26 protein-coding genes and 2 pseudogenes are annotated in these 24,435 nt (G+C 58.2%); 9 read left to right on the top strand and 19 right to left on the bottom strand.

The window, feature by feature from the left end; genetic code table 11:
• Window positions 1–60: 60 nt before the first annotated feature.
• The 13 genes and pseudogenes from AC0V60_RS14820 to flgB all read right to left on the bottom strand — a co-directional run bounded on the left by AC0V60_RS14820 (window position 61) and on the right by flgB (window position 9,993).
• Window positions 61–1,035 carry a flagellar motor protein MotB gene (locus AC0V60_RS14820; protein WP_486179198.1) on the bottom strand — a complete coding sequence of 325 codons (975 nt, stop codon included), beginning with the start codon at window positions 1,033–1,035 and terminating at the stop codon, window positions 61–63.
• Window position 1,036: 1 nt separating this feature from the next.
• Window positions 1,037–1,900, bottom strand: a complete 864-nt coding sequence (gene motA, locus AC0V60_RS14815; protein ID WP_486179197.1) for a flagellar motor stator protein MotA — start codon at window positions 1,898–1,900, stop codon at window positions 1,037–1,039.
• 51 nt (window positions 1,901–1,951) lie between these two features.
• Window positions 1,952–2,866: a flagellin N-terminal helical domain-containing protein gene (locus AC0V60_RS14810; protein ID WP_486179196.1), complete on the bottom strand. Its 915-nt coding sequence runs from the start codon at window positions 2,864–2,866 to the stop codon at window positions 1,952–1,954.
• Window positions 2,866–4,224 carry a flagellar hook-associated protein FlgK gene (flgK, locus tag AC0V60_RS14805; RefSeq protein WP_486179195.1) on the bottom strand — a complete coding sequence of 453 codons (1,359 nt, stop codon included), beginning with the start codon at window positions 4,222–4,224 and terminating at the stop codon, window positions 2,866–2,868. Before flgK ends, AC0V60_RS14810 begins: the two co-directional genes overlap by 1 nt.
• Complete coding sequence (locus tag AC0V60_RS14800) at window positions 4,224–4,532, bottom strand: rod-binding protein (protein ID WP_486179194.1); 309 nt, start codon at window positions 4,530–4,532, stop codon at window positions 4,224–4,226. The genes flgK and AC0V60_RS14800 overlap by 1 nt, the downstream gene beginning before the upstream one ends.
• Window positions 4,529–5,633 (bottom strand): annotated as a pseudogene (locus AC0V60_RS14795) (flagellar basal body P-ring protein FlgI). Before AC0V60_RS14795 ends, AC0V60_RS14800 begins: the two are co-directional and overlap by 4 nt.
• 16 nt (window positions 5,634–5,649) lie before the next feature.
• On the bottom strand, window positions 5,650–6,333 hold the full coding sequence (locus tag AC0V60_RS14790) for a flagellar basal body L-ring protein FlgH (RefSeq protein WP_486179193.1): 684 nt from the start codon (window positions 6,331–6,333) through the stop codon (window positions 5,650–5,652).
• A gap of 10 nt (window positions 6,334–6,343) precedes the next feature.
• On the bottom strand, window positions 6,344–7,135 hold the full coding sequence (flgG, locus tag AC0V60_RS14785) for a flagellar basal-body rod protein FlgG (RefSeq protein WP_486179192.1): 792 nt from the start codon (window positions 7,133–7,135) through the stop codon (window positions 6,344–6,346).
• An 18-nt stretch (window positions 7,136–7,153) separates the two neighbouring features.
• Window positions 7,154–7,915 (bottom strand): flagellar basal body rod protein FlgF, encoded by a 762-nt coding sequence (locus AC0V60_RS14780; protein ID WP_486179191.1) that lies wholly within the window; start codon window positions 7,913–7,915, stop codon window positions 7,154–7,156.
• 23 nt (window positions 7,916–7,938) lie between these two features.
• On the bottom strand, window positions 7,939–8,751 hold the full coding sequence (locus tag AC0V60_RS14775; RefSeq protein ID WP_486179190.1) for a flagellar hook-basal body complex protein: 813 nt from the start codon (window positions 8,749–8,751) through the stop codon (window positions 7,939–7,941).
• Between the two features lie 65 nt (window positions 8,752–8,816).
• Window positions 8,817–9,209, bottom strand: a complete 393-nt coding sequence (locus AC0V60_RS14770; protein WP_486179189.1) for a flagellar hook assembly protein FlgD — start codon at window positions 9,207–9,209, stop codon at window positions 8,817–8,819.
• Window positions 9,210–9,211: 2 nt separating this feature from the next.
• A complete protein-coding gene (flgC, locus tag AC0V60_RS14765; protein ID WP_486179188.1) occupies window positions 9,212–9,622 on the bottom strand; it encodes a flagellar basal body rod protein FlgC in 411 nt (136 codons plus the stop codon).
• Between the two features lie 17 nt (window positions 9,623–9,639).
• Entirely contained in the window at window positions 9,640–9,993 is a 354-nt protein-coding gene (gene flgB / locus AC0V60_RS14760) for a flagellar basal body rod protein FlgB (RefSeq protein ID WP_486179187.1), read from the bottom strand.
• A 290-nt stretch (window positions 9,994–10,283) separates the two neighbouring features.
• Between flgB and AC0V60_RS14755 the strand changes: the two genes are divergently transcribed.
• Together AC0V60_RS14755 and AC0V60_RS14750 are read left to right on the top strand one after the other, a co-directional pair.
• Complete coding sequence (locus AC0V60_RS14755; RefSeq protein ID WP_486179186.1) at window positions 10,284–10,964, top strand: MotA/TolQ/ExbB proton channel family protein; 681 nt, start codon at window positions 10,284–10,286, stop codon at window positions 10,962–10,964.
• Window positions 10,961–11,446, top strand: a complete 486-nt coding sequence (locus tag AC0V60_RS14750) for a hypothetical protein (protein ID WP_486179185.1) — start codon at window positions 10,961–10,963, stop codon at window positions 11,444–11,446. Before AC0V60_RS14755 ends, AC0V60_RS14750 begins: the two co-directional genes overlap by 4 nt.
• A gap of 81 nt (window positions 11,447–11,527) precedes the next feature.
• Here the strand turns inward: AC0V60_RS14750 and AC0V60_RS14745 are convergent, their stop codons facing one another.
• Window positions 11,528–12,337, bottom strand: coding sequence for a GGDEF domain-containing protein (locus AC0V60_RS14745; RefSeq protein WP_486179184.1), 810 nt, complete (start codon window positions 12,335–12,337; stop codon window positions 11,528–11,530).
• A 471-nt stretch (window positions 12,338–12,808) separates the two neighbouring features.
• Here AC0V60_RS14745 and AC0V60_RS14740 point away from each other — a divergent pair, with 471 nt between their 5' ends.
• The 6 genes and pseudogenes from AC0V60_RS14740 (at window position 12,809) to AC0V60_RS14715 (ending at window position 18,440) form a co-directional block, all read left to right on the top strand.
• Window positions 12,809–13,381: a flagella basal body P-ring formation protein FlgA gene (locus AC0V60_RS14740; RefSeq protein WP_486179183.1), complete on the top strand. Its 573-nt coding sequence runs from the start codon at window positions 12,809–12,811 to the stop codon at window positions 13,379–13,381.
• 88 nt (window positions 13,382–13,469) lie between these two features.
• A complete protein-coding gene (gene flgM, locus AC0V60_RS14735; RefSeq protein WP_486179182.1) occupies window positions 13,470–13,787 on the top strand; it encodes a flagellar biosynthesis anti-sigma factor FlgM in 318 nt (105 codons plus the stop codon).
• Window positions 13,784–14,170 (top strand): flagellar protein FlgN, encoded by a 387-nt coding sequence (locus AC0V60_RS14730; RefSeq protein ID WP_486179181.1) that lies wholly within the window; start codon window positions 13,784–13,786, stop codon window positions 14,168–14,170. Before flgM ends, AC0V60_RS14730 begins: the two co-directional genes overlap by 4 nt.
• A gap of 148 nt (window positions 14,171–14,318) precedes the next feature.
• Complete coding sequence (locus AC0V60_RS14725) at window positions 14,319–15,518, top strand: transglycosylase SLT domain-containing protein (protein ID WP_486179180.1); 1,200 nt, start codon at window positions 14,319–14,321, stop codon at window positions 15,516–15,518.
• 29 nt (window positions 15,519–15,547) lie between these two features.
• A pseudogene (locus AC0V60_RS14720) lies at window positions 15,548–17,694 on the top strand (flagellar biosynthesis protein FlhA).
• Window positions 17,691–18,440 carry a sigma-70 family RNA polymerase sigma factor gene (locus AC0V60_RS14715; protein WP_486179179.1) on the top strand — a complete coding sequence of 250 codons (750 nt, stop codon included), beginning with the start codon at window positions 17,691–17,693 and terminating at the stop codon, window positions 18,438–18,440. The pseudogene AC0V60_RS14720 and the gene AC0V60_RS14715 overlap by 4 nt, the downstream one beginning before the upstream one ends.
• Before the next feature lie 5 nt (window positions 18,441–18,445).
• Here AC0V60_RS14715 and AC0V60_RS14710 read toward each other — a convergent pair whose 3' ends face one another.
• Window positions 18,446–19,213 (bottom strand): hypothetical protein, encoded by a 768-nt coding sequence (locus tag AC0V60_RS14710; protein ID WP_486179178.1) that lies wholly within the window; start codon window positions 19,211–19,213, stop codon window positions 18,446–18,448.
• A gap of 195 nt (window positions 19,214–19,408) precedes the next feature.
• Here AC0V60_RS14710 and AC0V60_RS14705 point away from each other — a divergent pair, with 195 nt between their 5' ends.
• Window positions 19,409–20,371, top strand: a complete 963-nt coding sequence (locus tag AC0V60_RS14705; protein WP_486179177.1) for a bile acid:sodium symporter family protein — start codon at window positions 19,409–19,411, stop codon at window positions 20,369–20,371.
• Window positions 20,372–20,374: 3 nt separating this feature from the next.
• On the opposite strand, the gene AC0V60_RS14700 is transcribed toward AC0V60_RS14705, so the two are convergent.
• The 4 genes from AC0V60_RS14700 to AC0V60_RS14685 form a co-directional block, all read right to left on the bottom strand.
• The gene (locus AC0V60_RS14700) at window positions 20,375–20,647 is read right to left on the bottom strand and encodes a hypothetical protein (protein ID WP_486179176.1); all 273 of its coding nucleotides are present in this window, start codon (window positions 20,645–20,647) and stop codon (window positions 20,375–20,377) included.
• Entirely contained in the window at window positions 20,644–21,999 is a 1,356-nt protein-coding gene (locus tag AC0V60_RS14695) for a phosphotransferase family protein (RefSeq protein ID WP_486179175.1), read from the bottom strand. The genes AC0V60_RS14700 and AC0V60_RS14695 overlap by 4 nt, the downstream gene beginning before the upstream one ends.
• A gap of 12 nt (window positions 22,000–22,011) precedes the next feature.
• Complete coding sequence (locus AC0V60_RS14690; protein WP_486179174.1) at window positions 22,012–22,809, bottom strand: M48 family metallopeptidase; 798 nt, start codon at window positions 22,807–22,809, stop codon at window positions 22,012–22,014.
• A 108-nt stretch (window positions 22,810–22,917) separates the two neighbouring features.
• Window positions 22,918–24,345, bottom strand: coding sequence for an aldehyde dehydrogenase family protein (locus AC0V60_RS14685; RefSeq protein WP_486179173.1), 1,428 nt, complete (start codon window positions 24,343–24,345; stop codon window positions 22,918–22,920).
• Window positions 24,346–24,435 lie beyond the last annotated feature (90 nt).

Genomic DNA, 24,435 nt, shown 5'->3' with positions numbered 1-24,435 from the left:
TTAGTTCTCCGGTTTTGGTGGCCCAAACTTCAGGAGAGCCATGAGGTATATGCTTTTGGTTTACGGTGTCGGAGGATTAACCTGCGCGCTGTCACTTAAGGAATTCTGCGAAGCTTGCGCGATGGCTTGGGGCCCGCGCGAAGCTCGTTTCGACCGGTTTTGTCGCTGTTCCAACAAAAGCAAGGAAATGCGCCGGTTGCGCGGATCAGCCGGGTTATCGGCGATCAAGGGTTCGGTTTCGGCAACGCCTTCGATCCGCGCGAAACGCTGTTCAGAAATACCGCTGCGGATCAATTGCTGACGCGTGGCCTCGGCGCGGCCTGCGGAAAGCGACCAATTGTTGGCCTGCACCCCGTCGCGGTAGGGGACCGAATCAGTGTGACCGCGAAGAATGAGCGGCTTGCTCTCGCTCGCGACAATTTCGCCTATGACCTCAATGATGCGGCGCGCCTCCGGCGTGAGGACTGTTGTGCCAAGCGCAAACATGGAAAAGTCCGCATCATCGACCAAATCAATGCGGATGCCGTCTTCGGCGCGCATCACTTTCACTTGCTTTGCGTATTTGGACAGGACCTCACTGTCCTTCATCTCTTTGAGAATTTCCTGTTCGATTTCTTCGGCTGATTTGCCCTCGGCGTCGTTGGCCTTGAGCTCTCCTTCGTCACCTCCTTCTTTGGGACCGCCTCTGGCAGAGCGCGGGACGGTGATCGTTCGGGTGCCCGTTTGCCCCATGGAATTGGGATAATTATCAGCATCTGTCAGTGAGCTGCCGCCGAGCATTCCATTGGAAGAGCCCGCAGATTGCTGGCGGGTTTTGACCAATGTGGGCGAGAAATAGTCCGCAATGCCCTTGCGCTGGTTCTCCTCTGTCGCGCCCAAAAGCCATAACAAGAGAAAGAATGCCATCATCGCGGTCACGAAATCAGCATAAGCCACTTTCCAGGCGCCGCCGTGGTGACCGCCTTGTTCAATCGTGATTTTCTTGACGATAATCGGGGCAAGAGCTTCCCCGCCGCCGACACCTTCCTCGGCCATTTTACTTACCGCGCATCATGTCGAGGAGATCGGTGAGTTTCGGACGGTGCGCAGGGGGCAGGCCCGACCGCGCCGCTTCGAGTACGAGAGGCTGAGGGTGACCGTGAAGACTTGCGACGATAACCTGTTTGATTGAATGGTAAATTTGCATGTCATGCGTGATGACCTGCTTCACCCGGCTCGCCATCGGGCCGGCCAGACCATAGGCGAGGAAAATGCCTAAGAATGTCCCCACAAGCGCACCTCCTATCATCCCGCCCAGAATCTCTGGCGGCTCGTTGATTGAGCCCATGGTTTTGATGACGCCCAAAACCGCCGCCACAATTCCGAGCGCCGGGAAAGCATCGGCGAGACCTTGAATGGCGTGCTGGGGCTCTTCCATTTCGTGAGCCTGCGTTTTGATCGCATTGTCGATCACATCCTCCACCGCATTGGTGTCGAGCGTGCCGGAGGAGACGACCATCAGCATGAGCGGGTCGCAAATCAGGCCCGAGACAACAGGATCGTTTTGCAGCTTGGGGTATTCGCTAAAAATGCTTGAGGTTGACGGGTCAGTCACATGCGCCTCAAGCGCGACTGCTCCTTCTGATCTTAGCAGTTTCATGAGCTTCGAAGTGAGCGCGATGACATCAATATGATCTTGGTCAGAATATTGCGGCCCTCTAAACACCTTGGCCAATCCGCCGCCCAGTAGCTTTAATTCATGCATCGAATTGCCAATCAGCGTCGCACCAATAGCGGCCCCGCCGATCATCATCATTTCAAGCGGCAAAGCGGCCAGAATGACACCCATGGAGCCACCCGCCAGCGTATAGCCGCCGAACACCATGACCATCAGGACAACAATGCCAATGGCTGCAAACACGTCTTTGAATTTCCTTGTTCGAGATAGTTACCGCCACCATGGACGGCACGCTCAGATTACGTTGAAGAGGGTCAAGTTGCTGACCCGGCTGAATGTGGTTTGGCTGGCTTCCAATGCGGTCAGAGTGTTCTGCAAGCGGATGATCACATCGGCGATATTGGTATCGCCAATCTCTGAACGCTTTTCAGCGATATTGATGGAGCGGATCGCAGTTTCGTCTTCGATGGCCTCAACCCAGGCGGCTCTTGTGCCCACTACCGTTTGATTGCGGTTGGCTGCATTCAACGCCTCATCAAGTCCAGCCAGCGCGTCCTGTGCTGCGGCCCGCGGGTCAGCGCCCGTTCGCAGTTCCTGCGCAAGGTCGCTGAAGACCTTAAAACTGCTGGTCGGCGCTCCTGCGACATCAAACTCGAACAATTGATCCCCGGTGATGCCGCGCTCGATCTCTGTCCCCGGCGCAACAGGAACCGTGCCCACTTGGCCATTGCCCGCATAGGTGACGGTCCCATCAGGCGCGCGTGTGAATGCGGGCGCGCCGGCAGTTCCTGCAAAAAGCGGGGCGCCGGTGATCGAAATCGCATTGGAGCGAGTGAATAGCTCATCGACCATCTGCTCAAGTTCATCAGCAATCGCAGCCCGGCCGTTCTCGCCTTGCGTATCGTTGGCCGCCTGCACCGCAAGCTCGCGCGCGCGTTGAATTAGAGAGACTACGCCGCTGATCTGGTCGGATGTCTCTTCAAGGTCCTGACGAAGCCGCGCGGCGTTTTCCTCTTCGGTTGCCCCGCGAACCTCGAGCCGGGTGAGCGAGCGCAGCCGAGAGGCAGCAACGGGGTCTTCGGACCCACGCTGAATACGCACACCGGTTGCGATTTGCGTTTGGAAATCCTCTGCACTCTCGCGCAAAATCGCCAGTTGCCCCAAGGACCGATCAAAAAAAGCGCTGGTTGAATTGCTGACGAAGCTCATCAATTTAGCCCCAGAATGGTGTCGAAGATATCACTCGCGACCTGAATGATGCGGCTGTTGGCCTCAAACGCCTGTTGCAGGCGGATGAGCGCGGCGGCTTCCTGATCGAGATCCACACCCGTTACGCTCAGCAGTTCTGCCGCTGCACTCCCGGAAATAATCGACAACCCCTCGCGCGTGGTCTGAAGACCAGAAATGCGGCTGGAGAGCGAAAGCAGCAGGCGGTCGGTTTCTGCAATAGGGCCGTCATCGGCGCCAATGGCTGCAACCAATGTCTGAAGATTTGTAGTGTCGCGGCTTCCCGGCGGAGACCCCAGCGGGGCAAGCGCCAATTGATCCCCATCGGTAAGGGCAAGCGCAATATCGCTGGCATTTGTGCCCGAGAACAGCGGCTGGCCGGGCGTCCCGTCCAGCGCTGCACCATTGGCCTGCGCATCATTGGCGCGGGTGATGGTCGAAAGCGCGATAGCATCAAGTGTGGCCGCGCGCCCGCGAAGGTCACTGAGAGCCGACACCCGCCCCGCTTGAGCCCCGCTCACGGGGGTGAAGGTAAGGCCGTCTAACGCAAATGAAGCAGTTCCGTCTGCGGCAATAGTAGAGGTGATGGTGTTCGTATTCGCCCCGCCAACAAGCACCGGTCCCACCTCGCCTGCGGGTGCAGGAGTTGTAACAAGGCGCACGCTTGCAGCGCCAATCTCATCGAATTGCACCTTAAGGCTGAATTCTTCAGAGATGTCCCCCAACGCGGCATCGCGCGCATCCAAAAGGTTGGCATGAGAAGCGCTGCCGGGACGCACGTTCACCAGTTCGCGGTTAATCCGCGCCAGTTCGTTAGCAGCCGCATTGGTCTGCTCAGTGCCAACAGTCACGGCGTTTTGCGTGAGTTCGAGCGCATCGCTAATGCCTGTTTGCGCCGATTGAAATGTGACCGCCAATTGGCGCGCCCTTTCAACGGCTCCTGTGCGAAGCGCTGGATCGGTGGGATCGCTTTCGAGCAGGGTTAGCGAAGCTTCGAATTCCACAAGCCCGCGAAAAAGCCCCGATTGTTCAAGCGCCAATTCCGCATCTCTAAGCGCTGCGATATCGGTGTCGGCGCGCTGCACATCAGAGGCGCTGTCACGGACGCGTGCTTGAAGGAGCTGATTGCCCGGACGCACAATGCCGCCAATGCGAACACCTGAAAGCGCATCGCTCGTGGAGAAGTCGATAACTGCGGAATCTGCCGCTTCTTCCAAGCTCAGCGTCCGCCGGACGTAATCCGGGTTCGATGCATTGGCGATATTTTGCGCCGTCACCTCAATGCTGGCGCGCGCGGCTCTGGCCCCGGATTGGCCGATCGAGATGAGGTCTATGGGCATTATTCGCTCGGTTTAGCTGAGACGAATTGAGCAAGCTGTTCCTCGATACTACGCGCAAACCCTAGGCTGCCTGACTGCGAAGCGATTTCGGCAAAATGCTCATCGCGCATGGTTTTGAACTGTTTCATCCCGCCGCCTGTTAGGGGCGCATCCTCGGTGAAAGGCGTCTCGCGCGCAGCCTCCAGCAATTTGCGGATCATGATCGCCTCAAACCCTTGTGCAGCCTCGCGCAGTTCTTGAAGTTCAGGGGAAATCGCCTCCGGCTTGGCAGGGCTCGCAGGTCCAACAGGGCCAACAGGGCCAATCACAAGATCACCATTTCGGCCTGCAATGCGCCTGCTTGCTTCATGCTTTCAAGGATCACCACCAGGTCGCTTGCCGCAACGCCAAGCAGGTTGAGCGCATCGACAATCTCATTGAGATTTGCGGCCCCTGGGAAAAGCGCAATCCGGCTGTCAGCCTCCTCGATGGTGATCTGACTGTCTTCCTCAATCGCGGTTTGGCCATTGGCAAAAGGTTCGGGCTGAACCACGGCCGGGTTCTCGTCGATCCGGATTACAAGCTTGCCGTGGCTGATCGCAGCAGGGGCAAGCCGCACCGCTTCATTGATCACCACCGTGCCGGTGCGCGAGTTGATGATGACTTTGGCAGCAACAGGCGCAGGGGTGACGGGCAGCATCTCAATCGCGGCGAGCGCAGCCGAGGCGTTCATCATTGCCAAATGGAAGAGCGAGTTTGATGCTCACCCCGTCCTCGACCTGCGCCATGCCGGGATACATCGTATTCACCGCATCGCGGACGCGGGCTGCGGTTAGAAAATCGGCTTGGTGAAGGTTAAATCGCAGGGTGCCTTCGCGGTCGAAACCGGTCGCCACGTCTTTCTCAACCGTCGCCCCATCAGCGATCCGGCCAACGGTCGAGACATTGACCGAGACCTGCGACCCATCGCGCCCACTGACGCCGAGCCCTCCCACAGCCACGTTGCCTTGCGCCATCGCATAGATCTGACCATCCGCTCCATAAAGCGGCGCCAGCACAAGCGCGCCCCCTCGAAGGGAGCGCGCCTGGCCCAGGGTGGACACCGTGATGTCAATGCGCTGCCCCGGCTTTGCAAAAGCGGGCAGTTCAGCGGTGATGATGACAGCGGCCGCATTGCGCAGGTTCGGACTGACACCGGGAGGCAATTGCAGACCCAAGCGCCCCGACACACCGCGCATGGCCTCGCGCACGTATTCAAGATTGTCATCGCCTGTGCCTTGTAGCCCAACAACGACCCCGTAACCGGTGAGCTGGTTGGCACGCAGCCCCTCAAACTGGCCCAAATCTCGGACACGATCCGCACGCGCATCGGCTGGCATAACCGCCGTCACAGCGGCCAGAAAAAGGAGGCAAATTCGGGTGATAAGCATGGTTTGAAGCCTTCAATTAGAACGGAGAGATCATGCTGAAGAAGCGTTGGAGCCAGCCTGGGCGGCTTGCTTGTTGGACCGCACCTTTTCCAGTGTAGATGATCCGCGCATTGGCGACGCGCGAAGAGGGCAGGGTGTTGTCGCTGTCGATATCGACAAGGCGAATTCGTCCTGCAAACTGCACCCACTCATCGCCTTGGCTCAAAGCCATTTGCTTCTCACCAACCACCTCGGCGGTGCCATTGGGATAGATCGCTGCAATCGTGACAGTGACAATGCCGCTCATCTGGCTTTGCTGAGACGCGCTGCCATTGCCGGCAAATGAGGTTTGACCGCTGCTCGCAATCGCATTGGGATTGAGGAATGCAAGCGGGCCAGCCGCCGGCGGGATAAGCCCGATAGAGCCATCGCGGTCAGTCGCGCTGTTTGTGCTTTTTGAAGTGCTGGTGCTCTCTATCAGAGTGATCGTCACCATATCACCCAGCGTGCGTGCACGGGTGCCGACCACGAGCGGCGAGTAGCCTTGCGACGCCTGATAGATCGCGCCCTTGGTGCCCATATCCGCACCCGCCGTTTGCACGGGCGCGATCGGAGGGGGCGGCGGTGCATAAAAGCCCGCTTCGCGATTTGAACCGGCGGTCATACAGGCGGACACCGAAAGGGCGCTGAGGCCGATGATAAGAGCTTTAAAAACCTGCATCGAAAATGCCTCAAAGTGTCTGATTGGCGTTGCGCAGCATCTCATCGACGGCGCTGACCATCCGGGAGTTGATCTCATAGGCACGCTGGGCTTCGATCATTTCGACCAGCTCTTCGACGACGTTGACGTTTGAGGTTTCAAGCATGCCTTGGCGGATGTTTCCGCGCCCGAATGTACCCGCTAATCCCAGATCGGCGGGACCGCTCGCAGCGGTTTCAACCAGAAAGTTGTCGCCGATCTTTTGAAGGCCTGCCGGATTGATGAAATTGGCGACCTGAAGCTGACCCAACTGGATGGGGGCCGCTTGCCCGTCTTGCGCTGCGCTGACCGTGCCATCGGGCCCGATTTGAATGCTGCGTGCGCCTTGCGGGACCTGAATGGGAGGGCTCAGCTGAAACCCTTGCGCGGTCACAAGAGTGCCTTGCGCACTGAGGCTGAAATTGCCTGCCCTCGTGTAGCCGATCTGCCCATTTGGCGGGATTTCCACTTGAAAGAAACCGGGGCCATCCATCGCCACATCAAGCGTGTTGCCGGTCTGGTTCAAAGTGCCTTGGCTCTGGATCTTGCTTGTGCCCTGCACCTGCACCCCGGTGCCAAGGTTTAGGCCGGTCGCAAAGGCGGTCTGATTGGTCGATTGCTGACCCGCGACGCGCTTTTCCTGATAGGCGAGCGATGCGAAATCCACGCGGTCGCGTTTGAAACCTGATGTGCCGATGTTCGCCAGATTGTTGGCGATGACCCGCATGCGCGCATCTTGCGCTTCAAGGCCGGTCTTGGCGACGTGGAGGGCTGAGCTGGGCATTGCAAAAAGTCCTTAAAATTAGCGCATGCTAAGAAGGGCAGAGCTCGACTCGTCGAGTTCGCCAGCGGTTTGAAGGATGCGGGCACGCATCTCGAATGCACGCTGAGCCTCGATCATATCGACCAAGGCGGCAGCGGTATTGACGTTGGATTGCTCAAGAGCCCCTAGCGTGACACCAGCGGTCGGATCGGCAGGCAAAACACCCCCGCCTGGCACTTTCAAGAAAGTGTCGATCCCTTTGGCCAGAGGGCTGCCTTCAGGCGATACCAGCTTGATCCGGTCAAAAGCCGCCGCCGGTTCGCCCGGCGCTGCAGGGTCTGAGCCGAGAAGAGAACCATCACCAGCGATTTTAATGTCAAAACCAGCAGGCACAGTGATAGGTGCGCCGTTTTCTCCTAAAACCGGAAGCCCCTCTCCGTTTTCAAGCACGCCGGAAGGGGATACTCTCAAGTCGCCCCGGCGCGAATACACCTCTCCCCCATCAGGCGCTTGGAATGCGATGAGAGCCTCGCCTTTCACCGCAATATCCAAGGGCTGACCGGTTGGAGTGACACTGCCAGCGCTCATATCGGTGTTGCGCACAAAGCCGCGGGCCATGGCCCGCGCTTCGAGCCCAAGCGTGTTGTTGTCAGAGCGGTCCTTGACTGTGGCAGATGTAACCGAGAACATTTCTTTGCGAAAACCAGGGGTGTTGGCGTTCGCGAGATTATTTGCGGTCACACGCTGGCGGTTCATGGCTGCGTCCATGCCAGTCAAAGCTGTGTAGATCATGCGGTCCATCGGTCAGCTCCTCACGCTATCCATTAGCTCTGAAGGTTGAGGACGACCTGAGAGATCGCAGTGGCGGTATCGAGGGCCCTTGCATTGGCCTGAAAGTTGCGCTGAGCCGTCAGGAGTGAGACTGTTTCCTCGGCAAGATCGACGTTAGAGCGCTCCAGTGTGCCATTGCGAACCTGGCCAAAATTGCCCTCACCCGGATTGCCATATTGGACTGGGCCCGAATTTGCAGTGGCCTCCCATTTGGTCTGACCAATCGAGCGCAATCCGCCTGTGGCAGGGAAAGAGGCCAGAGCGATTTGCGCAACCGGCTCGCTGGTCCCGTCGGAATACGATGCACTCACCACGCCTTGGGGGTTGATCGACACATTGGAAAGGCCTGAACCTGCGGCATTGGCGGTCGGGATTGTGATCGCCCCTGGCACAGCCGAAGTCGGAGCGCCCGCCGGATCGACAGGGAAGCCTTGCACCAAGTCACCGCTTGGATCGACCAGACCGCCCGACGCCACAACTTCAAGCGCTCCATTGCGGGTGAACGTGAGGTCCCCCGTCGCTGGATTGGAAGTTGCCAGAAACCCATCTCCGCTGATCGCCACATCGAGGCCTCGGCCCGTCTGGACAAGTGAACCGAGCCCAAAATCCTGAGCGATGCTTTGCACCGAAGAGCCGATACCGGGCGTAAGGCGCGGGTTGGTGCTGCCGCCTGTGGCCACAATATCGGCAAAGGCGGTGTTGCTTTTCTTAAAGCCGGTTGTCTCGGCATTGGCGATGTTGTGGGAGATAACGCCAAGATCAGTTTGCGCGTTTCTCATACCACTAAGCGATGTGAAGAAAGACATGTGCGGGTTCCTTTGCGATTGTCAAAATGGGGTGATGGGCATTTTGGGTTGATTGCCCGATTGGATCAGACGAATTGCTGCGCGCCATCCGGGGCAAGCGCTGCATTGTTTGCCGCGTCCGCGGCCGCCTGCGCTGCCTCGGCCGCCTGCATCGCGGCATCAGCCGCAGCGGTCTGCGCCTCGATCAATGCGTCCAGTTTGGCCGCGATGTCATCGAGTGTGCCATTGCCTTCTATGGTCGATTCCAGCGATGAGAACTGCGCCAATTGGGCAAGCATTTGTTCGTTGCTTTGCGGCTCCAATGGGTCTTGGTTGGCGAGCTGGGCTGTCATTAGCCGAAGGAAATCAGCAGAATCCAACTGCGAGGCTGCGCTTTGCTGCGCAATTGTACCGGGCGCATTAAGCCGGCCAAGCGTTTCATTCACGCCCGCTGGCAAGGTGTTATTCACTGTCGTCATTGTCAGTTGCTCCTTAGAGTATCCATCATGAGCTGTTTGGCAGTTTGGAGCGCTTGCACCATGTTCTGGTATTGACGCGCGCTCTCCATGATCTCGATCATCTCAGCGCTCTCATCGACGGGGGCGACCCAGACATTGCCCTCTTCATCGGCAAGAGCATGGGTCGGATCATGGCGCTCCTCTGGCGCGACATCGCTGCGTACCAGTCTTGTCGATGTGACCGTGGAAATGCCGGAGGCGCGGTCGAGTTCGGTTTCAAATACGGTGCGGATAGGACGGTATGCGTCCGCCTCAGTGCTCGATACAGCGCCGACATTCGCAAGGTTGGACGTGGCGGCATTCATCCGAACCAGCTGCGCAGACAAGGCGCCTTCGGCAAGGCTAAACAAGGTGGCGGGGCGGGCGTCAGACATGAATAGGGCTCCCTCCTTTATTCGCCCTTCAGGGCGCGGGTGATCGTGTTGACTTTGCCTTTCACGAATTCGAGCGTTGCCGAATAGGCAAGCGCGTTTTCGGCAAAGGCGATCTGTTCGCGGCCAAGCTCAACTGTGTTGCCGTCGAGCGATGGCATGACGGCTTGCCGGTAAAGAAGATCAGGCTCATTAAGCGCTGCGGTGCCACCAGACCGGGATGCGAACTTGGCCTGAAGTCCGGCCTCAAAATCAACATCGCGCGCTTTGTATCCAGGGGTTGCTGCATTCGCGATATTGGAGGCGATCACCCCCATTCTCTGCGAACGCAATTCCAGCGCGGCGCCGTGGATTCCGAAGATTTTATCGCTCATAGTGAAGCTTTCATGATGAGGGCCGAATTTGCGTGAACTGATGGTGCACCAAGCGTGCCAAATCTCTCTTTTGCGAGGCGTTGCCGGGGGCCAGAGGGCTAAGCGGCAAGCGGTTGCAGGTGTTCGGCAAGCCTCTGCATATGCCGCAGATGGTTTGCGCTCAGTTTTGGGCCCCGCTCACGCAACCCATTAAGAAGCCGCCCAAGCGACCGTCCTAGGCTCCGCCACTATTCCACTCGGGTAGAACACCGATTGGCCGGGATGACCTTTGCGGGAGAGATAAACGAGCGATGAGCGAGGCGAGCAGCCTTTTTGACCCCGTGGCTCTTGCCATCGTGCTGGCAGGAACCATCTTTGCGACATTGGCGCGCGAAGGGTGGCAGGACACGAAAGCCGCGATCGGCTCTTCGCTCAAACTTGTGCGCAGCGGATTTGACGCCAGCGGCTCGCGCTCCGCGCTTGCCCGAAGTGTGGGGGAGATCAACAGGCTGGGTCATTTGGGCGCACAGCCAGTTGACCCGCCAGACAGCGCCACCACCCAGTTGCTGAACGCGTATATTCGCAGCGGCTCGATAGAGGTGATGATGAAGCTTGCCCGCACCCAGCGGCTCGAGCGCGATATCCAGAATGTTGCCGCTGCGCGCGTGTTTGAGACCGCCGGCGAACTTGCGCCCGTGTTCGGCCTAGTCGGAACTCTATTCTCGATCACGCAGCTCATGCCGGAAATGGACGCAAGCTCGACCGAGATCGTTATGGCAAGTGTCGCAGGCGCAGTGCTCTCTTCGCTTTACGGCGTGCTTAGCGCGCATCTTTTGTTCTACCCGCTCGCTCGGGGAATAGAGCGCAAAGGCAATCAGGAAGAGGCCCAAAGGGCCCTTTTGCTCGGCTGGTTTGAAAGCGAACTTGCTGAGGGACGGGCGAACACCCTTAAACCCGCGCGCGAGATTTCGGCGCTTAGGGGCGCAGCATGATCTTGCCTGCCGGAATTGGAGCAGGACATGTCAGAGGACAGGCCAGAGGACATGCCAGAGGACAGGGCTGGCAACTGGTGCTTGCTGATCTCGCGCTCATTCTCTTTCTTGTGACACTCACAGCTTTGGTGAACACAAGCGGTATTTCAAACGAAGACATGCCCCTTTCAGATGGATTGGTCCCCGGCAAAGGCAATGAGCAGGACACCGGACTTGCCCCTTTACAAGCCTTGTTTCGGCCGACACCGCGCGGCCCGACCCTTGCCGAATGGCTTGCAGAGCAGCCTCAAGACCCGCGAATGACCTTGACGATTGTGGCACGGCACAAACCGCGGGAAAAAGCCATTATGTGGGACGGTGCACGGGGGCTGGCCACAAGCGTGGGAGATACGAAGATCCCGGTGAGAGTGGTTATTTCCAAAGCTGAGACAAGCGATCTCTATGCAAAGCTTACGTATGACACCGCCGGTTCTGTACCGTAAATCTCTCGGCCATTAGCAAGATGAGACGAAGCCAAACCGGCCGCGCCCCTTTCTTTTTTGCAGATCGCAATTGGGCGATGATCACCCGATCAGCACACGGTTCCTGCCCGCTTCCTTGGCATGATAAAGCGCCGCATCGGCACGGCTAAGCGCGCCTCTTGTGTCTTCGGTGTTCTGCACAGCAGCGACCCCTGCCGAAAATGTGATGCGGCCAAAGGACCTGCCATTGTCGCGGTTGACCATCTGGCGCGAGGATAAGTCGATGCGGATCTTATCAAGCCGATCAGATGCATCTTGAGCGGTGAGGCCTGGAAAGAGGATCACAAACTCTTCACCGCCATGACGCGCCGCGAACAGATGTTTGCCTGCATGTTTCTTGAGCGTGTTAGCGATCGCTACCAGAACCCTGTCACCGGCATCGTGGCCGTGGTTGTCGTTGATAGATTTGAAGTGGTCGACGTCACAAAAACCGAGCGACAAACGCTCGCCTTTTTCATCCGCCTTTTTCGCCACCAGCTCAAGTTCGCGCTCAAAAGCGCGGCGGTTCGGAAGACGTGTGAGGTGGTCAACATCAGCTTGCGCCCGCGCTTCAGCTAAGCTTTCGCGAAGGTCAGCTGTCTCCGCCTGGCTCTTTTTCATGGCCTCTTCGATCTGAACAATGCGTTCCAGCATGACACGGGAGAGATCGACCAACCGCCATATACCAGCATCTGAACCGGCCGAATCTGCGTTTCTTGCCAATTCCGAGATTTGCGCATCAAGGGCACCGCGATGCTCGCTGGTTTCGTTTTGGGCGCTTTGTGTCGTCTGTGCGAATTTGGAGAGCGAGGTCTCCACTCGGTCTAGCAGGCTCTCAAGGGCATCGGCTCGCTCATCCTCGCGAGAACGCATTTTGCCAACCTCATCAAGCCAACTTTGCGTAATGGTCTCTCGCGAGATTTCTCTTGTGGCAAATATCCGGGCGAGACCCGGGTCAGATCCTGATAGCGCCGCAACTATAGTCGAGAGATTCTGAACCCGTCAGTGCAACATCGTGCCTCATCACAAATTCGCTGACCCGCTGCATCAATTCGCTTCGCCCTTCCCTTACGCGGCTGCGCTTAGGCGGGGCTCCTCCAGTATCAGCCGCTGGAGTGTGCAGCTTTTTTGCAGGCGATGATGCACTCATCCTGAGTGTCCTTTCGATTTCTCAAATACGGCTCCGTCCGCGATAGGTGCATTGATCTAAGGGCCCGCTGAAAGGGGAACTGCGTGTTACCCCTAGTCACACTTGGATGCTTGCAAGGGGCGCTTTTGGCACGGGCTTTGCTTACTGCTTGGGCGGGACACATGAGTCTCGATTGCAACCAGAAAGGACCCGCCATGAAACCGAGAATCTCAGTGCAGCGCCTCGAAGTCCGGCTTATGGTGACCGCATGCGTTATTGCGACTCTCCCAGTTTTTGCCGGGCTGGCCTCGGCTCAAACCGCACACTCAAACGGCTTTACAGACCCTGCGGATATTGATCAGGCAGTTGAGCAATTTACAGGCGCTGCAATTGGCGAAATCGGCGGAGCGCGCTTGCCTGCCGACCGGAGGCTGCGGCTTGCCAAATGCCGCAAACCGCTCAGTGTCAAATGGCATGGACGAGCGGAAACCATCGTTCGGGTGGACTGCACCGGCCCTGAAAGCTGGCGCATTTTTATGGCCATAAGTTCGGTCAAACCTGGCCAAGAAATTCCTAAAGTGGTGTCACGCGGCGACCCGATAACGGTGCTTGTACGCGGCCGAGGTTTTAGCATTCAACAAAGCGCGCAAGCCATGGAAGGCGGGGCTGTCGGAGATTGGATTGCGGTGCGCACACAGGGCCCCACACAGGGGCCGACACAGGCGCGCGCAGACGCGATCAGAGCCCGGATCGAGCGCCCCGGTCTTGCCGTCATTCCTGTGGGTTGAGGGTGGGTCTGCAAAAAATTTCGCTCAGCCCTTAAATACTCATCCCAATCACCGTCTTTAGACCAGTACCACCACCGGGAGACGCTCCATGCCTTCTTTCGAATTGAACAGATTGCAGTCGGTAACAGGCATTAGCCCTGCCTCCGCTGCTGACCGCGCCAAAGCACAAGCCGCGTCCGACGGGAATGCACCGATCGCTGGTCAATCAGCCGCTCAGCCATCCGCCAAAGGCGGGGCCGGTGTTGCGGTTGAGATCACCGCGCCTGCCGCCAATGGTCCGCCGGTCGACACCGACCGTGTAGCCGAAATCCGCAGCGCGCTTCGCGATGGCACTTATCCTTTGGTGCCCGCCAAAATTGCCGATGCTATGATTGCAGCCCAGCTGAGATTTGAGATCGCAATATGACCCTAAGCGCGCCAGAGAACAGAGCACCGCAGGATAGCGCGCTAAAGGCGAACGCTGGTGGAGACGTGCATTCCGACCGGCAACTGCACGGCAATTTGCGGCAAATGATTGCCGCTCTCGAAAAAGAGCGGCAAGCTCTTGCCGGTATGAAGGCCGATGCCTTAACCCTCGCAACGCTGGAGAAAGAAGCATTGTGCGAGCAGCTTTCGGATATCCGTGCATGCGACCTCGACGATGAAGCCCGCGCGCTTGTCGAAACAGCGAAGGCGCTGAACGATGCCAACCGCCGCGTGCGCAATCTGCTCGCCGCCAATATCTCGGGCCGCCTTGCCGCGCTGGGAACAGAACCGCACGCTTACACCGCTCAATCGGTCACGGGGTAAACGCGCTGATGGTGTGAAGGGTGCCGCATTCCCATCGCCCTGACCACATGCGTCAAGTCCAAAGCTCCCCAACCTCCAAGTCTGGCACGATGCTTGCTGTTTCTGTCTGGTCATTAACCATACGAGAGAGCGTCAAGCGAGCGGTCAAATGTCACAGTCCAACGTCCCCCCATCCGCGATCAGGCCCGCGTTCGAAACCGCCCAGAGGAGCCTTGGTCCGCACGCGACCGCGCAAGGCCGCACGGAACGAGAGGCATTCGGGGGGCCAAATTTCGATCGGCCGAATTTTGACCGGCCAAGTTTTAACCGGGCACGCCTCGATCAGGAGCGATTGCAAAATGGCGCCTCTCGCCAGGTTCCCCAGGCCGCTGCGACTGCCTCCTCGCGCACCAACGGTCCCGTCACCGTCGAGCAGGCGATTGCCAGCGCCGCTCAGCAAACAGGGATAGATTTCGGCTATCTGATCGCACAGGCACAGGTCGAAAGCGCGATGAACCCGGCCGCACGCGCACGCACTTCCTCTGCGACGGGCCTCTACCAATTCATCGAAAGCACATGGCTTGAGACCATGCAGCGCCACGGCGACCGCTTTGGTCTTGGCAATGTGACGGCCCATATCCGGACATCGCAAAGCGGGAGCGCCGAGGTCGATGATCCGCGCACACGCGAGGCGATCCTTGATCTTCGCCGTGATCCTCAGATCGCGTCTTTGATGGCAGCAGGACTGGCAGAAGATAACCGGGCGCATTTGGCGCCGATCCTTGGCCGCCAACCTGACCACAGCGAGCTGTATCTTGCGCATTTTCTTGGCGCAGGGGGAGCGGGCCGGTTCCTGTCTGCCTTGCGGGATAATCCGGGCGCCAATGCCTCCCAGATATTTCGCCGTCCGGCTGCTGCGAACAAACCTGTATTCTATGAACGAAATGGCGCACCGCGATCATTGCAAGGGGTCATGGAATATCTCTCAGGAAAGCTTGAGCGTGCCCGCGCAAACGCACCGGTGTCCGCCAACAACGCCTATGCCATAGCCGCGCTTAGCCCGCCCAATGTGGGCGCTGCACAAGGGTTCGCCCCGTCCCCCGTTCAAACACCGCCGCCCTATCTCATCGCTGATGAGCGCGTATTCGAACCCCAATCGCCTCCTGTGATCACCGGGCAGGGCCGAACTTCTACCGCATCCGCGCCTATAACAGGCCTCACCCAGCCCCGATCGCAGACGTCTATGTCCAATACGCTTCGCGCCGCATTCGGCGAGGCATTATCTGAGGCCAGCGGTGACACCACAAGCAAAGCGACGCGCGAGCAAGTTGCACGCGCCTATGACCAATTGAAAGCGCTTGGATTTTGATTTTAGAACCGCTTTCGCGCGTTTCCTGGATGGAGCGCATTCGTTCAGCCCCGGCTGCCATGGCCCTCCCCGTTGGGATTTTCGGGCTGTTTGTGCTGCTGGTGCTGCCAATACCGGCCCTGCTGCTCGATATGTTCTTTGTTCTGAATATCGCGGTCGCAGTAGCAGTTCTCATGGTAGCTTTGAACGCGCGCGCGCCGCTCGATTTCTCATCTTTCCCCTCGGTGCTTTTGTTCGCAACCCTGCTCAGGCTGGCGCTCAATGTCGCATCCACCCGGATCGTATTGGTGAACGGTCACGAAGGCGGAGCTGCCGCTGGCGAGATCATCGAAAGCTTTGGCCAATTTCTTGTCGGAGGCAATTTTGCCGTTGGCCTGTTTGTTTTCATCATCCTTCTGATCATCAATATGATCGTCATCACCAAGGGCGCAGGCCGCGTATCAGAGGTCTCCGCAAGGTTTGTGCTCGACGCCTTGCCCGGCAAACAAATGGCGATTGATGCCGATATCGCTGCAGGCCTTATCACCGCTGATGAAGCGCGCGAGCGCCGCCGCGAGGTTACGATTGAGGCCGATTTTTATGGCTCGATGGATGGTGCCTCAAAGTTCGTGAAGGGCGATGCCATTGCCGCGCTTCTGATCCTTGGGGTCAATATTATCGCAGGCTTTGCCTTAGGCATGATCAGCCATGGGCTTTCAGCGGGCGAGGCAGCCGAGCTCTACATCACTCTTGCGGTTGGCGATGCTCTGGTTGCGCAGGTGCCAGCTCTTCTTCTCTCCATCGCAGCGGCAGCCATCGTCACACGCGTGGCCGACAAGCGCGATCTTTCCGGCCAGATTGGCGGTCAATTCGCAGACCCCAAAGGCTGGCTTCCTGTTGCCGCAATCCTGACCGCTATCGGGACCGTGCCAGCGATGCCGCAGCTGATCTTTCTCCCCGCCGCAGCGATCGCTGGAGGGGTGTGGTGGACGCTTTACAAAAAGGCCAATGCCCCTGAACCCGAAGAAGCACCTCCAGAACCGCCGCCGCCCGACGCAATCGACATTACAGAAGTGTCCGACCAAACACTGGTCACACTCGAGCTGGGATATGGTCTGGTGCATCTGGTTGATGAGGCCAAAGAGGCTCCTTTGCTCAAGCGCATTACCGGCATCCGCAAGCAATTGTCGCGCGACCTTGGTTTTGTCCTCCCACAGTTTCGCATTCGTGATAGCCTCGAGGCTGGCGCGAATGATTATGCGGTGATGCTTGGCGGCCTGGCGATTGCGCGCGGCACCATTAAGCCAGGCAAATTGCTTGCGATCGACACGGGCGAAGTTCGGGCCCTGCCTCCTTATTCCGGCCTTGCTCTGGGCGGCGAATACACACGCGATCCCAGCTTTGATTGCCCCGCGCTTTGGATCGACCCGCCTCTTCGCGACCTTGCAACCGCCGAAGGGTTCATGTGTGTTGACGCGAGCACAGTGGTCGCAACGCACGCCAATCAGGAACTTCTCACCCAAAGCTATCAACTGCTCGGCCCTTCCGAAGTCAGCGCCCTGATCGAAGATCTCAAAGCCCGCGCCCCTGCCCTCATTGATGCGGTCCACCCTGACCCTCTCACTCTGGCAGCGCTCACCCGAATTTTGCGAGCGCTCATCGCTGATGGCATTGGCCTGGGGCATCCGCAGCCCTTGTTCACATCGCTCGCCCTTGCGCTGCAAACCACGCAAGATTTTGACGCCGTGATCGACAAAGTGCGCGCCGACCTTGGGGCGCGGTTAGTCGCGCGCATTGCTCTCCCGCAAGAGCGGCTCAAGGTTGTCACCCTCGAAGCAGGTCTAGAAAGCGCGGTGCTCGGCGGAATGATCGACCCCTCCACCGGTCAGCCCTTGATCGAACCGGATCTGGCCGCGCTTATCGCCGAGAAAGTCAACGCTGCGATCAAGGACACAGGCGGCCCGGTTGCTATGATCGTCCAGCCCCTGCTCGGCGGGCGGTCGCAGGTCTGCTTAAACAAAGAGCTGCGCGCGCGATTGTGCTTTCGATCAATGAACTGCCCCCCACGCAGCCTGTTGAGGTGGTGGCGGTCATTGGCGGCGAAAATTCAGCCCAAAATTCAGCGCCTAGGGGTCTTCCCGCACCCGGCTCTGAAAGCGATGCTCAGCATGAGCTCCCACAAGGCGTCTCAGCATGAAGCATGATGTCTCTGGATTCGGCGCCCAAGCTGACGGGAAAGCCGCCTATGGAGCGGTCCCTTACGCCGCCGCCTCGCGTGAGGAGGTGGACGACCGGGTGCGACGTTTCCTGCCTCTAGTGCACCGCGCCGCTTGGCATATCTATGGCTCGGGCCGCGAGGGGATGGAGGTCGAGGACCTTGTCCAATCCGGCATAGTCGCGCTCACCGAATGCGCGCGCCGCCATGACGGACCCACCGAAGATGGCTTTGCCGCCTACGCCAAAATCCGCGTGCGCGGGGCGATGTTCGACCTTATCCGCAAGCAAATGCACGACACCCGCACAGCGCGCAAAAAACGCGCACGGATGCAAGAGGTGGTCGAAGAGTTCAAAGCGCTCCACGGCGTAGAACCCACCCGCGACCAAGTGGCCAAAGCGCTTGGCATTAGTGACCCAGAACTGCTTGAGATCGAAGCCAGCGCCGTCACCCTCACCTCAATCAGCGATGCCTATGATGAAAGCAATTCCGCCTTCGCGAGCAAAGAGCCCGACCCCTTCGACATCCTCTCAGGCCAACAGACCCGCGAGCGCCTGATCGCCGCGATGGGGCAACTGCCAGAGCGGCTAATGCTGGTGCTGCAATTGTTCTTTGTCGAGGAGCTGAACCTCACTGAGATCGCTGAGGTGCTGGAGGTCAGCGTGCCAAGGGTGCATCAGCTGCGAGCGAAGGCTTTGAAGGATATGCGGGCGATTTTGGAGGGGTGACTCAATCAGTTTAAATAAGCACCTGTCGAAAAGGAGCTCAGGCCCACATCGACCAATGAGCTGTCATACCCTGGAGCGGGCTCCCAACGATCGTTGTCATTTCTGATCATTGGAATGAGACCGCCACCCTCATCTGCTACGCGACGAAACCACACCAACCGTTTTTCAATCCCCGTCGTCACCGGGTCATCGGTCAGCTGAACAGTAATGCGCTTGAGGCTCACCCCCTCGCCAAAGCTTGCGGCAAGGTCTTCCGGATTGACCTTCTCCACGCTTGTTGGATCGGCCTTATCTCGGAATGTCACAAGCATCGGATAGCCACTCATGTTGCGAAGATAGGGGTTTTGCTCACCGAGCGTGCTTGGCAAGGTAATGGCCCCTTCCATATCCAACATCATATCGAATCTTGCGCGGAAACGATCCTCCACGCCGTCTGGGGGATCGGGGGTCATTATGAACACAATGTTCGTGGCCCAATCGACGTTGCTGTCAGAACGCAGCAGAGCGAAGAGGGTCTGCCCGTCCGGCAGATCAACCGCCGCAGCCTCTCCTCGCACCCGAGACATAACCTTGTTGGGATCAGGGATAGCGTATGGGCCAGCTCTCTGAGTCTCGACTTCAATCACACTTGATCCGGTTCTGAGGCCTTCAGGTGTTTCGACCTCAACGGTCAGGCGATAGCGATAGCTGGGAATCTCGCTCTCGAAGCACCCGCTAAGCAGCAAGGCACCCGCGACGATCGCCGCAATCTTTAGCCAAAACTGATGCAGCATTTTCCTACTCCGCATCGGCCAGTTAGCTTCGCCCAGCCCCTTTTTGCGCCAAATTCACGCCCCGAGGTCCGGCTGTTGATACGTTAGTCCCCCAGCAAGGAGGTGTTTTATCAACTAAACCCCTCCTCTGACCTCTCGCAACTCGTAGCCCAAATGGCTTAAGGGGAGGCAAATGAAGGACTTGAACCGCGCCCCATGCTAGCCCGTCTCACCAATAACTTCGCCCTGCTCACCATTATCGGCGTCGCGCTGGCTTGGGTTTACCCGCCCAGCATGACGTGGATGACCGATGGGTCGATCCGCATCGCGGGACAACCGCTTTTGTCGGTGGCGTTGGGGCTGATTATGCTGGCGATGGGACTGACTCTGAGCTTTGAGGACTATCGGCGGCTCACCGAATTACCCAAGGCTTTGATCGCAGGGGTTGCCTTGCAATTTGCAGTGATGCCGCTTGCAGGCTTTGGCATCGCTTGGGGCTTGGACCTTGAAGAGGGGCTAGCGGTGGGCCTCATCCTTGTCGCGTGTTGCCCCGGAGGCACCGCGTCGAACATCGTTGCCTATCTCGCGCGGGGCAATGTCGCTTTGTCCGTGGCGATGACGATGGCCTCGACCCTGGCTGCGGTGGCCATCACCCCGCTTCTGACAGGAGAGCTTGCGGGAGCCTATGTCGAAATCGACCGGTGGAACCTCCTTCGCAACATGGTCGCGATTGTATTGGTGCCCGTGCTTTTGGGGAGCCTCCTTAACCGCCTGTTCCCGCGCGCGGCTGAGAAGGTGAGCACATTCCTTCCGCTGATCGCGGTGGTTCTGGTCATCCTGATTGTGGGCGGCATCGTTGGCGGGGCCAAAGCGCAGATTGCAGAGCATGCAGGCGTGCTTCTTATCGCAACGCTAATCCTCCATGCGATAGGCTTTGCGCTTGGTTACGTTTTGGCGCGCATGCTGGGTCTAGGCGTGCAAGAGGCGCGCACCATTTCGATCGAAGTGGGAATGCAGAATTCTGGCCTCGGCTCAGGCCTTGCCAAAACCCCCGCCTTCCAAGCGCAATTTGCCAGCGCCGCCCAAGCCGCCCTCGCGCCCGTACCCGCTGCGATATCGGCGGTGTGGCACGTGCTGATCGGGTCTATTCTGGCGAGCTGGTGGCGGCGGAAGGGTTAGGATCTAGTCCGCTGCTTCTTCGCGAGAACGCCACCATTTGCGAACCAACAAACCCAAGACAACGACCGCCGCGATAACTAACACGGTATAGTATGCATGGTGAAAGAAAGCCGTGGTCTGATCGACGCAGTAAACTGTGCCACGAATCTCAATTTCAGATTGCCGCACATTACTGCAAGTCAGGTATTTGGCATTACCGGTGACGCGGTTTTCCATCCATGCGACGCCGAACATCACGGCGACAAAAACAATCGACCACCATTGCGAGGCCTTCACTGCTCCCTCATTCCGGATTGTATCCAACGTTCGCGCGCTACTGCTAAGGCCGGGTACTTGGGCGAGTCTGTCGAAACCATATCGATGATTTCACGGCGAAAAACAGCTAGCCATTCAGGATCACTCAGTGAACGTTCGCCAGACAGAAAGTCGGGCGCCCAATGATCAGAACGGGTAGCTGTTACAGCGCATTCGCGAGCTATGATCCCGAGAGCGTTTCGAGCCACGGCATTCTGAAAGCGATCATGCCCTTTCATCTGATGCTTGATGGTCTCCAGCCATTCTCCAACCGCCATCGCAAGCTCGCCGTAACTTGCCTCACCGGGAGGGAGGGCGTCGATGTGGGATGGAGGCAAAGCACGCGCCCGCTCTTCCTCCGGCGCATCCTCCTCAAGCAGCATCAGCAAGTCCAATTCCTGCTCACTCGTGCGCCGAGAAATCACCACACGTTCTAACATCCGGTCTTCGCCAGAGCGCCAAATGCGCGCCATGTTGAGACAGCCCAGCGCCCACCACACGGTGCGATGGATGAGCCAATAGCGGAAGCGTTTGCGGTCCACTTGGCGGCCGCTTTCCGCCTCGTAAGCTGCGAAGTATTCCTCCAATGACCCAAGTCCCAATGCGGGCCGGTCGTATCGGCGAAAGCGCCAAACAGCCATGCAGCCGAAGGCCAAATCTTCATGTGGGTCGCCGAAATGGGCGAGTTCCCAATCGAGCACTCCGGTGAGCTTACCCGGCTCGGCCAGCAGATTGCCCATGCGGTAATCGCCGTGGATGAGCGCGGGATCGCAAGGGGAAGGGCAATTGTCCTCCATCCACTTAAGGCCAAGCGCGATGATCGGACGGTCGCCGCCGGCCTCTTCGAATTGCGCCTTGAGGTCCGCAATAGCTTGGCGGTAATCCATCACCGGGACATTATCGGGCAGATCGACCGGCTTTAGCGAATGGATACGCGCCAGATCGCGGGCCGCCTGCTTCAAAAGCGCATCCGCGCCCTTAAACTCCAAAATCTCTTTGGGATTGGGCGTGCCGGAAAGCGCTTCCATGACGAAGCCAGAGCCGATGCCGTCCTCGGGCTGTAATTCGGCGACCACCACAGGAGCCGTCACACCGGCGGCTTTTGCCGCGCGGATCACGGCCGCTTCGGTGTCATGCCCAAAGGGGCGGTTCTCCATGAATTCCAGGCTTGGGGCGCGCCGCAAAACATAATCGCCAGCGCCCACCTCAAAACGCCAGCTTTCCATAGTTGCCCCGCCGGTTAGCCGCGTAAGGCCGACCGGTGCATCAAGCCCTGCTCGGGCGCAAACCCGTGCGAGGCCTTCGAGCAGTTGATCTTTCGATACGTCTCCCAAACGACCGGTTCCCTAGTCGATCTTCTTGCGCATCCGCTTGGCCCGCGCCTTGGGGCTTGGGTGAGTTGCAGTCCATGCGGCAAGGCCGCCGCTGCCGCTGCCACCGCTCATCGCCTCAAGCTTCTCGAGCGCAGTCACACAGGCCTGCGGATCGTACCCATTGTCCAGCATAAACTCGAGCGCGTAATCGTCGGCTTGCTTTTCGTGTTTCTGGCTATGCTGAGCGCTGATCACATTGCCGAAGAACTTGCCAATCTCAGAATTTGCAAGCGCGCCGACCTTGCTATCGGCCGTCCCTGCCACGCTCAAAGCCGCTTCTTTTTGCAGCGCGCCCTGCATGCGCTTCTTGGTGTGCTCACGCTGAACGTGGCCAATTTCGTGTCCGATAACATAGCGCACCTCGTCGTCGGTGAATTCGTCCATCAGGCCAGCAAAGATGCGGATCGTGCCGTTCGCCATAGCGAAAGCATTCACGTCGCTCACGAGATAGGCTTTGATATCGAGGTCGAGCCCGTCATAACTGCTGAGCCCTTGCGACAATGCCGCCAATCGCTGACCATAGGGATTATCGGGTCCTGCCACTGGATTTTTGGAATCCATATCTTCGCTCATCTGGTCGAAGAAAACGCGCATTTCTGCATCGGAATAGCTGGCGGCTTCGACGATTTTCTTGGCCGAACCCATGATATCGCCAAAGCTTTGCGCGCTGACAGGTCCAGCGAGGCTCACCCCGCCAAGCAGCGCTGCCATTGCGGTGAAATCACGCCTAGAAACTGTCTTTTGCGAAATAGTGTCGTTCGAACGAGCCATAATCATTCTCCCCAGATGAAAAGTGCGATTTAGAAACAAAAGAGACGAGACCTTTGCCGCGCAAGGCCCCGTCTCCGGAAAGTTTGCATGCCCAACTTGGGCGAATGCCTAAGCGACAACATTGTCTTTCTTAACCGTGATAACTTGAGGATAGGTGAATTCCTTCATCCCATCGAGGCCATATTCCGCGCCAAAGCCCGATTGTTTATGACCGCCAAACGGCGCGAAGGGTGACAGGTGCATGAATTCATTGATCCAAACCGTGCCAGTCTCAAGCTTTTCAGCGATTTCAACGCCCTTGTCCGTGTCCGCCGTCCAGACTGCGCCCGCAAGGCCGTATTCAGAGTTATTGGCGCGCTCAATCACTTCTTCCTCGGATGAGAATTTCATCAAAGGCATGACGGGGCCAAACTGTTCCTCAGCCACAATGCGCGCGTCTTCGGGCGGGTTATCGAGAATTGTGATCGGTACATAATAGCCTGTGCCAGATGGATCCTTGTCCCCGCCAGTTAGGAATTTGTAGCCATTATCCTTAGCGTCTTCGATCAGTTCAAGAACGCGGTCATACTGCTTTTTGTTCTGGATCGGGCCAACGCCGGTCCCTTGTTCCGACCCGTCGCCGACTTTCACTTGCGCTGCAAATTCAGCGATTGCAGCGGACAGCTCGTCATAGATGTCTTCGTGAATATAGACACGCTTGGCCGCAATGCAGACCTGACCTGCGTTCATAAAGCTCGACCAGAAGAGCTGCTCGGCAACCTTTTTTGGGTCAGCATCGGGCAGCACGATCGAGGCATCATTGCCGCCAAGTTCAAGCGTGATACGCTTGAGGTCGGCCGAGGCGCCTTCCATGATCCGCTTTCCGGTTTCGGTCGAGCCAGTGAAGGTGATCTTGTCGATGTCAGGGTGGCTGGTAATCATCGGACCCAGCGCATCTTCGCCGGTGATGATATTGACAGTGCCCGCAGGCACTTTGTCAGCGATCAGCTCTGCCACGCGAAGGGTGGTAAGCGGGGTGAACGGCGAAGGTTTCAGCACAATCGTACAGCCGCTCATCAGCGCTGGAATGATCTTCTGAACCGCCATCATCAATGGGAAGTTCCACGGCACGATGCCGCCAACCACACCAACCGGCACGCGGCGGGTGCGCGAGAGGCGTTGGTCAGAATCTTCACTGATTACGTCTTCCAGTTTCAGTGTCGATTGCGCCGCTGAAATTCCGGCAGCCCCGTGAATTTCGCCCTGCGCCTGTGCATGAGGTTTACCCTGTTCAGAGGTGAGCAGGCGGAAAAGCTCATCGGCGTTTTCTTTGATAGCGCCGGAGATCGCCATGCAGGCCGCTTGGCGCTCTTCCTGACTGGTGTTCTTCCACGTTTTGAACGCAGCGCGCGCGCCTGCCACCGCGCGGTCAAGCTCATCCGCGCCGCATGCGGGGACCTGACCGATCACTTCTTCATTGGCAGGGTTCACAACGTCCAGCCATTCGCCGGTTTCGACCATCTCACCATTGATGAGGTTTTTGTATTGGGTGACCATTTCTCTCTCCGTCAAATGACTCAGTCTTTTGCTTGAGACACAAGTTGGCGCATTGCTGGCAAAAATCAATTGCCAAATGCAACGGGTGGG

It is taken from the genome of Erythrobacter sp. S259, from assembly GCF_057364965.1.
Note: the sequence above shows the minus strand (reverse complement) of the source record. Positions and strands in the feature narration are given on the sequence as shown.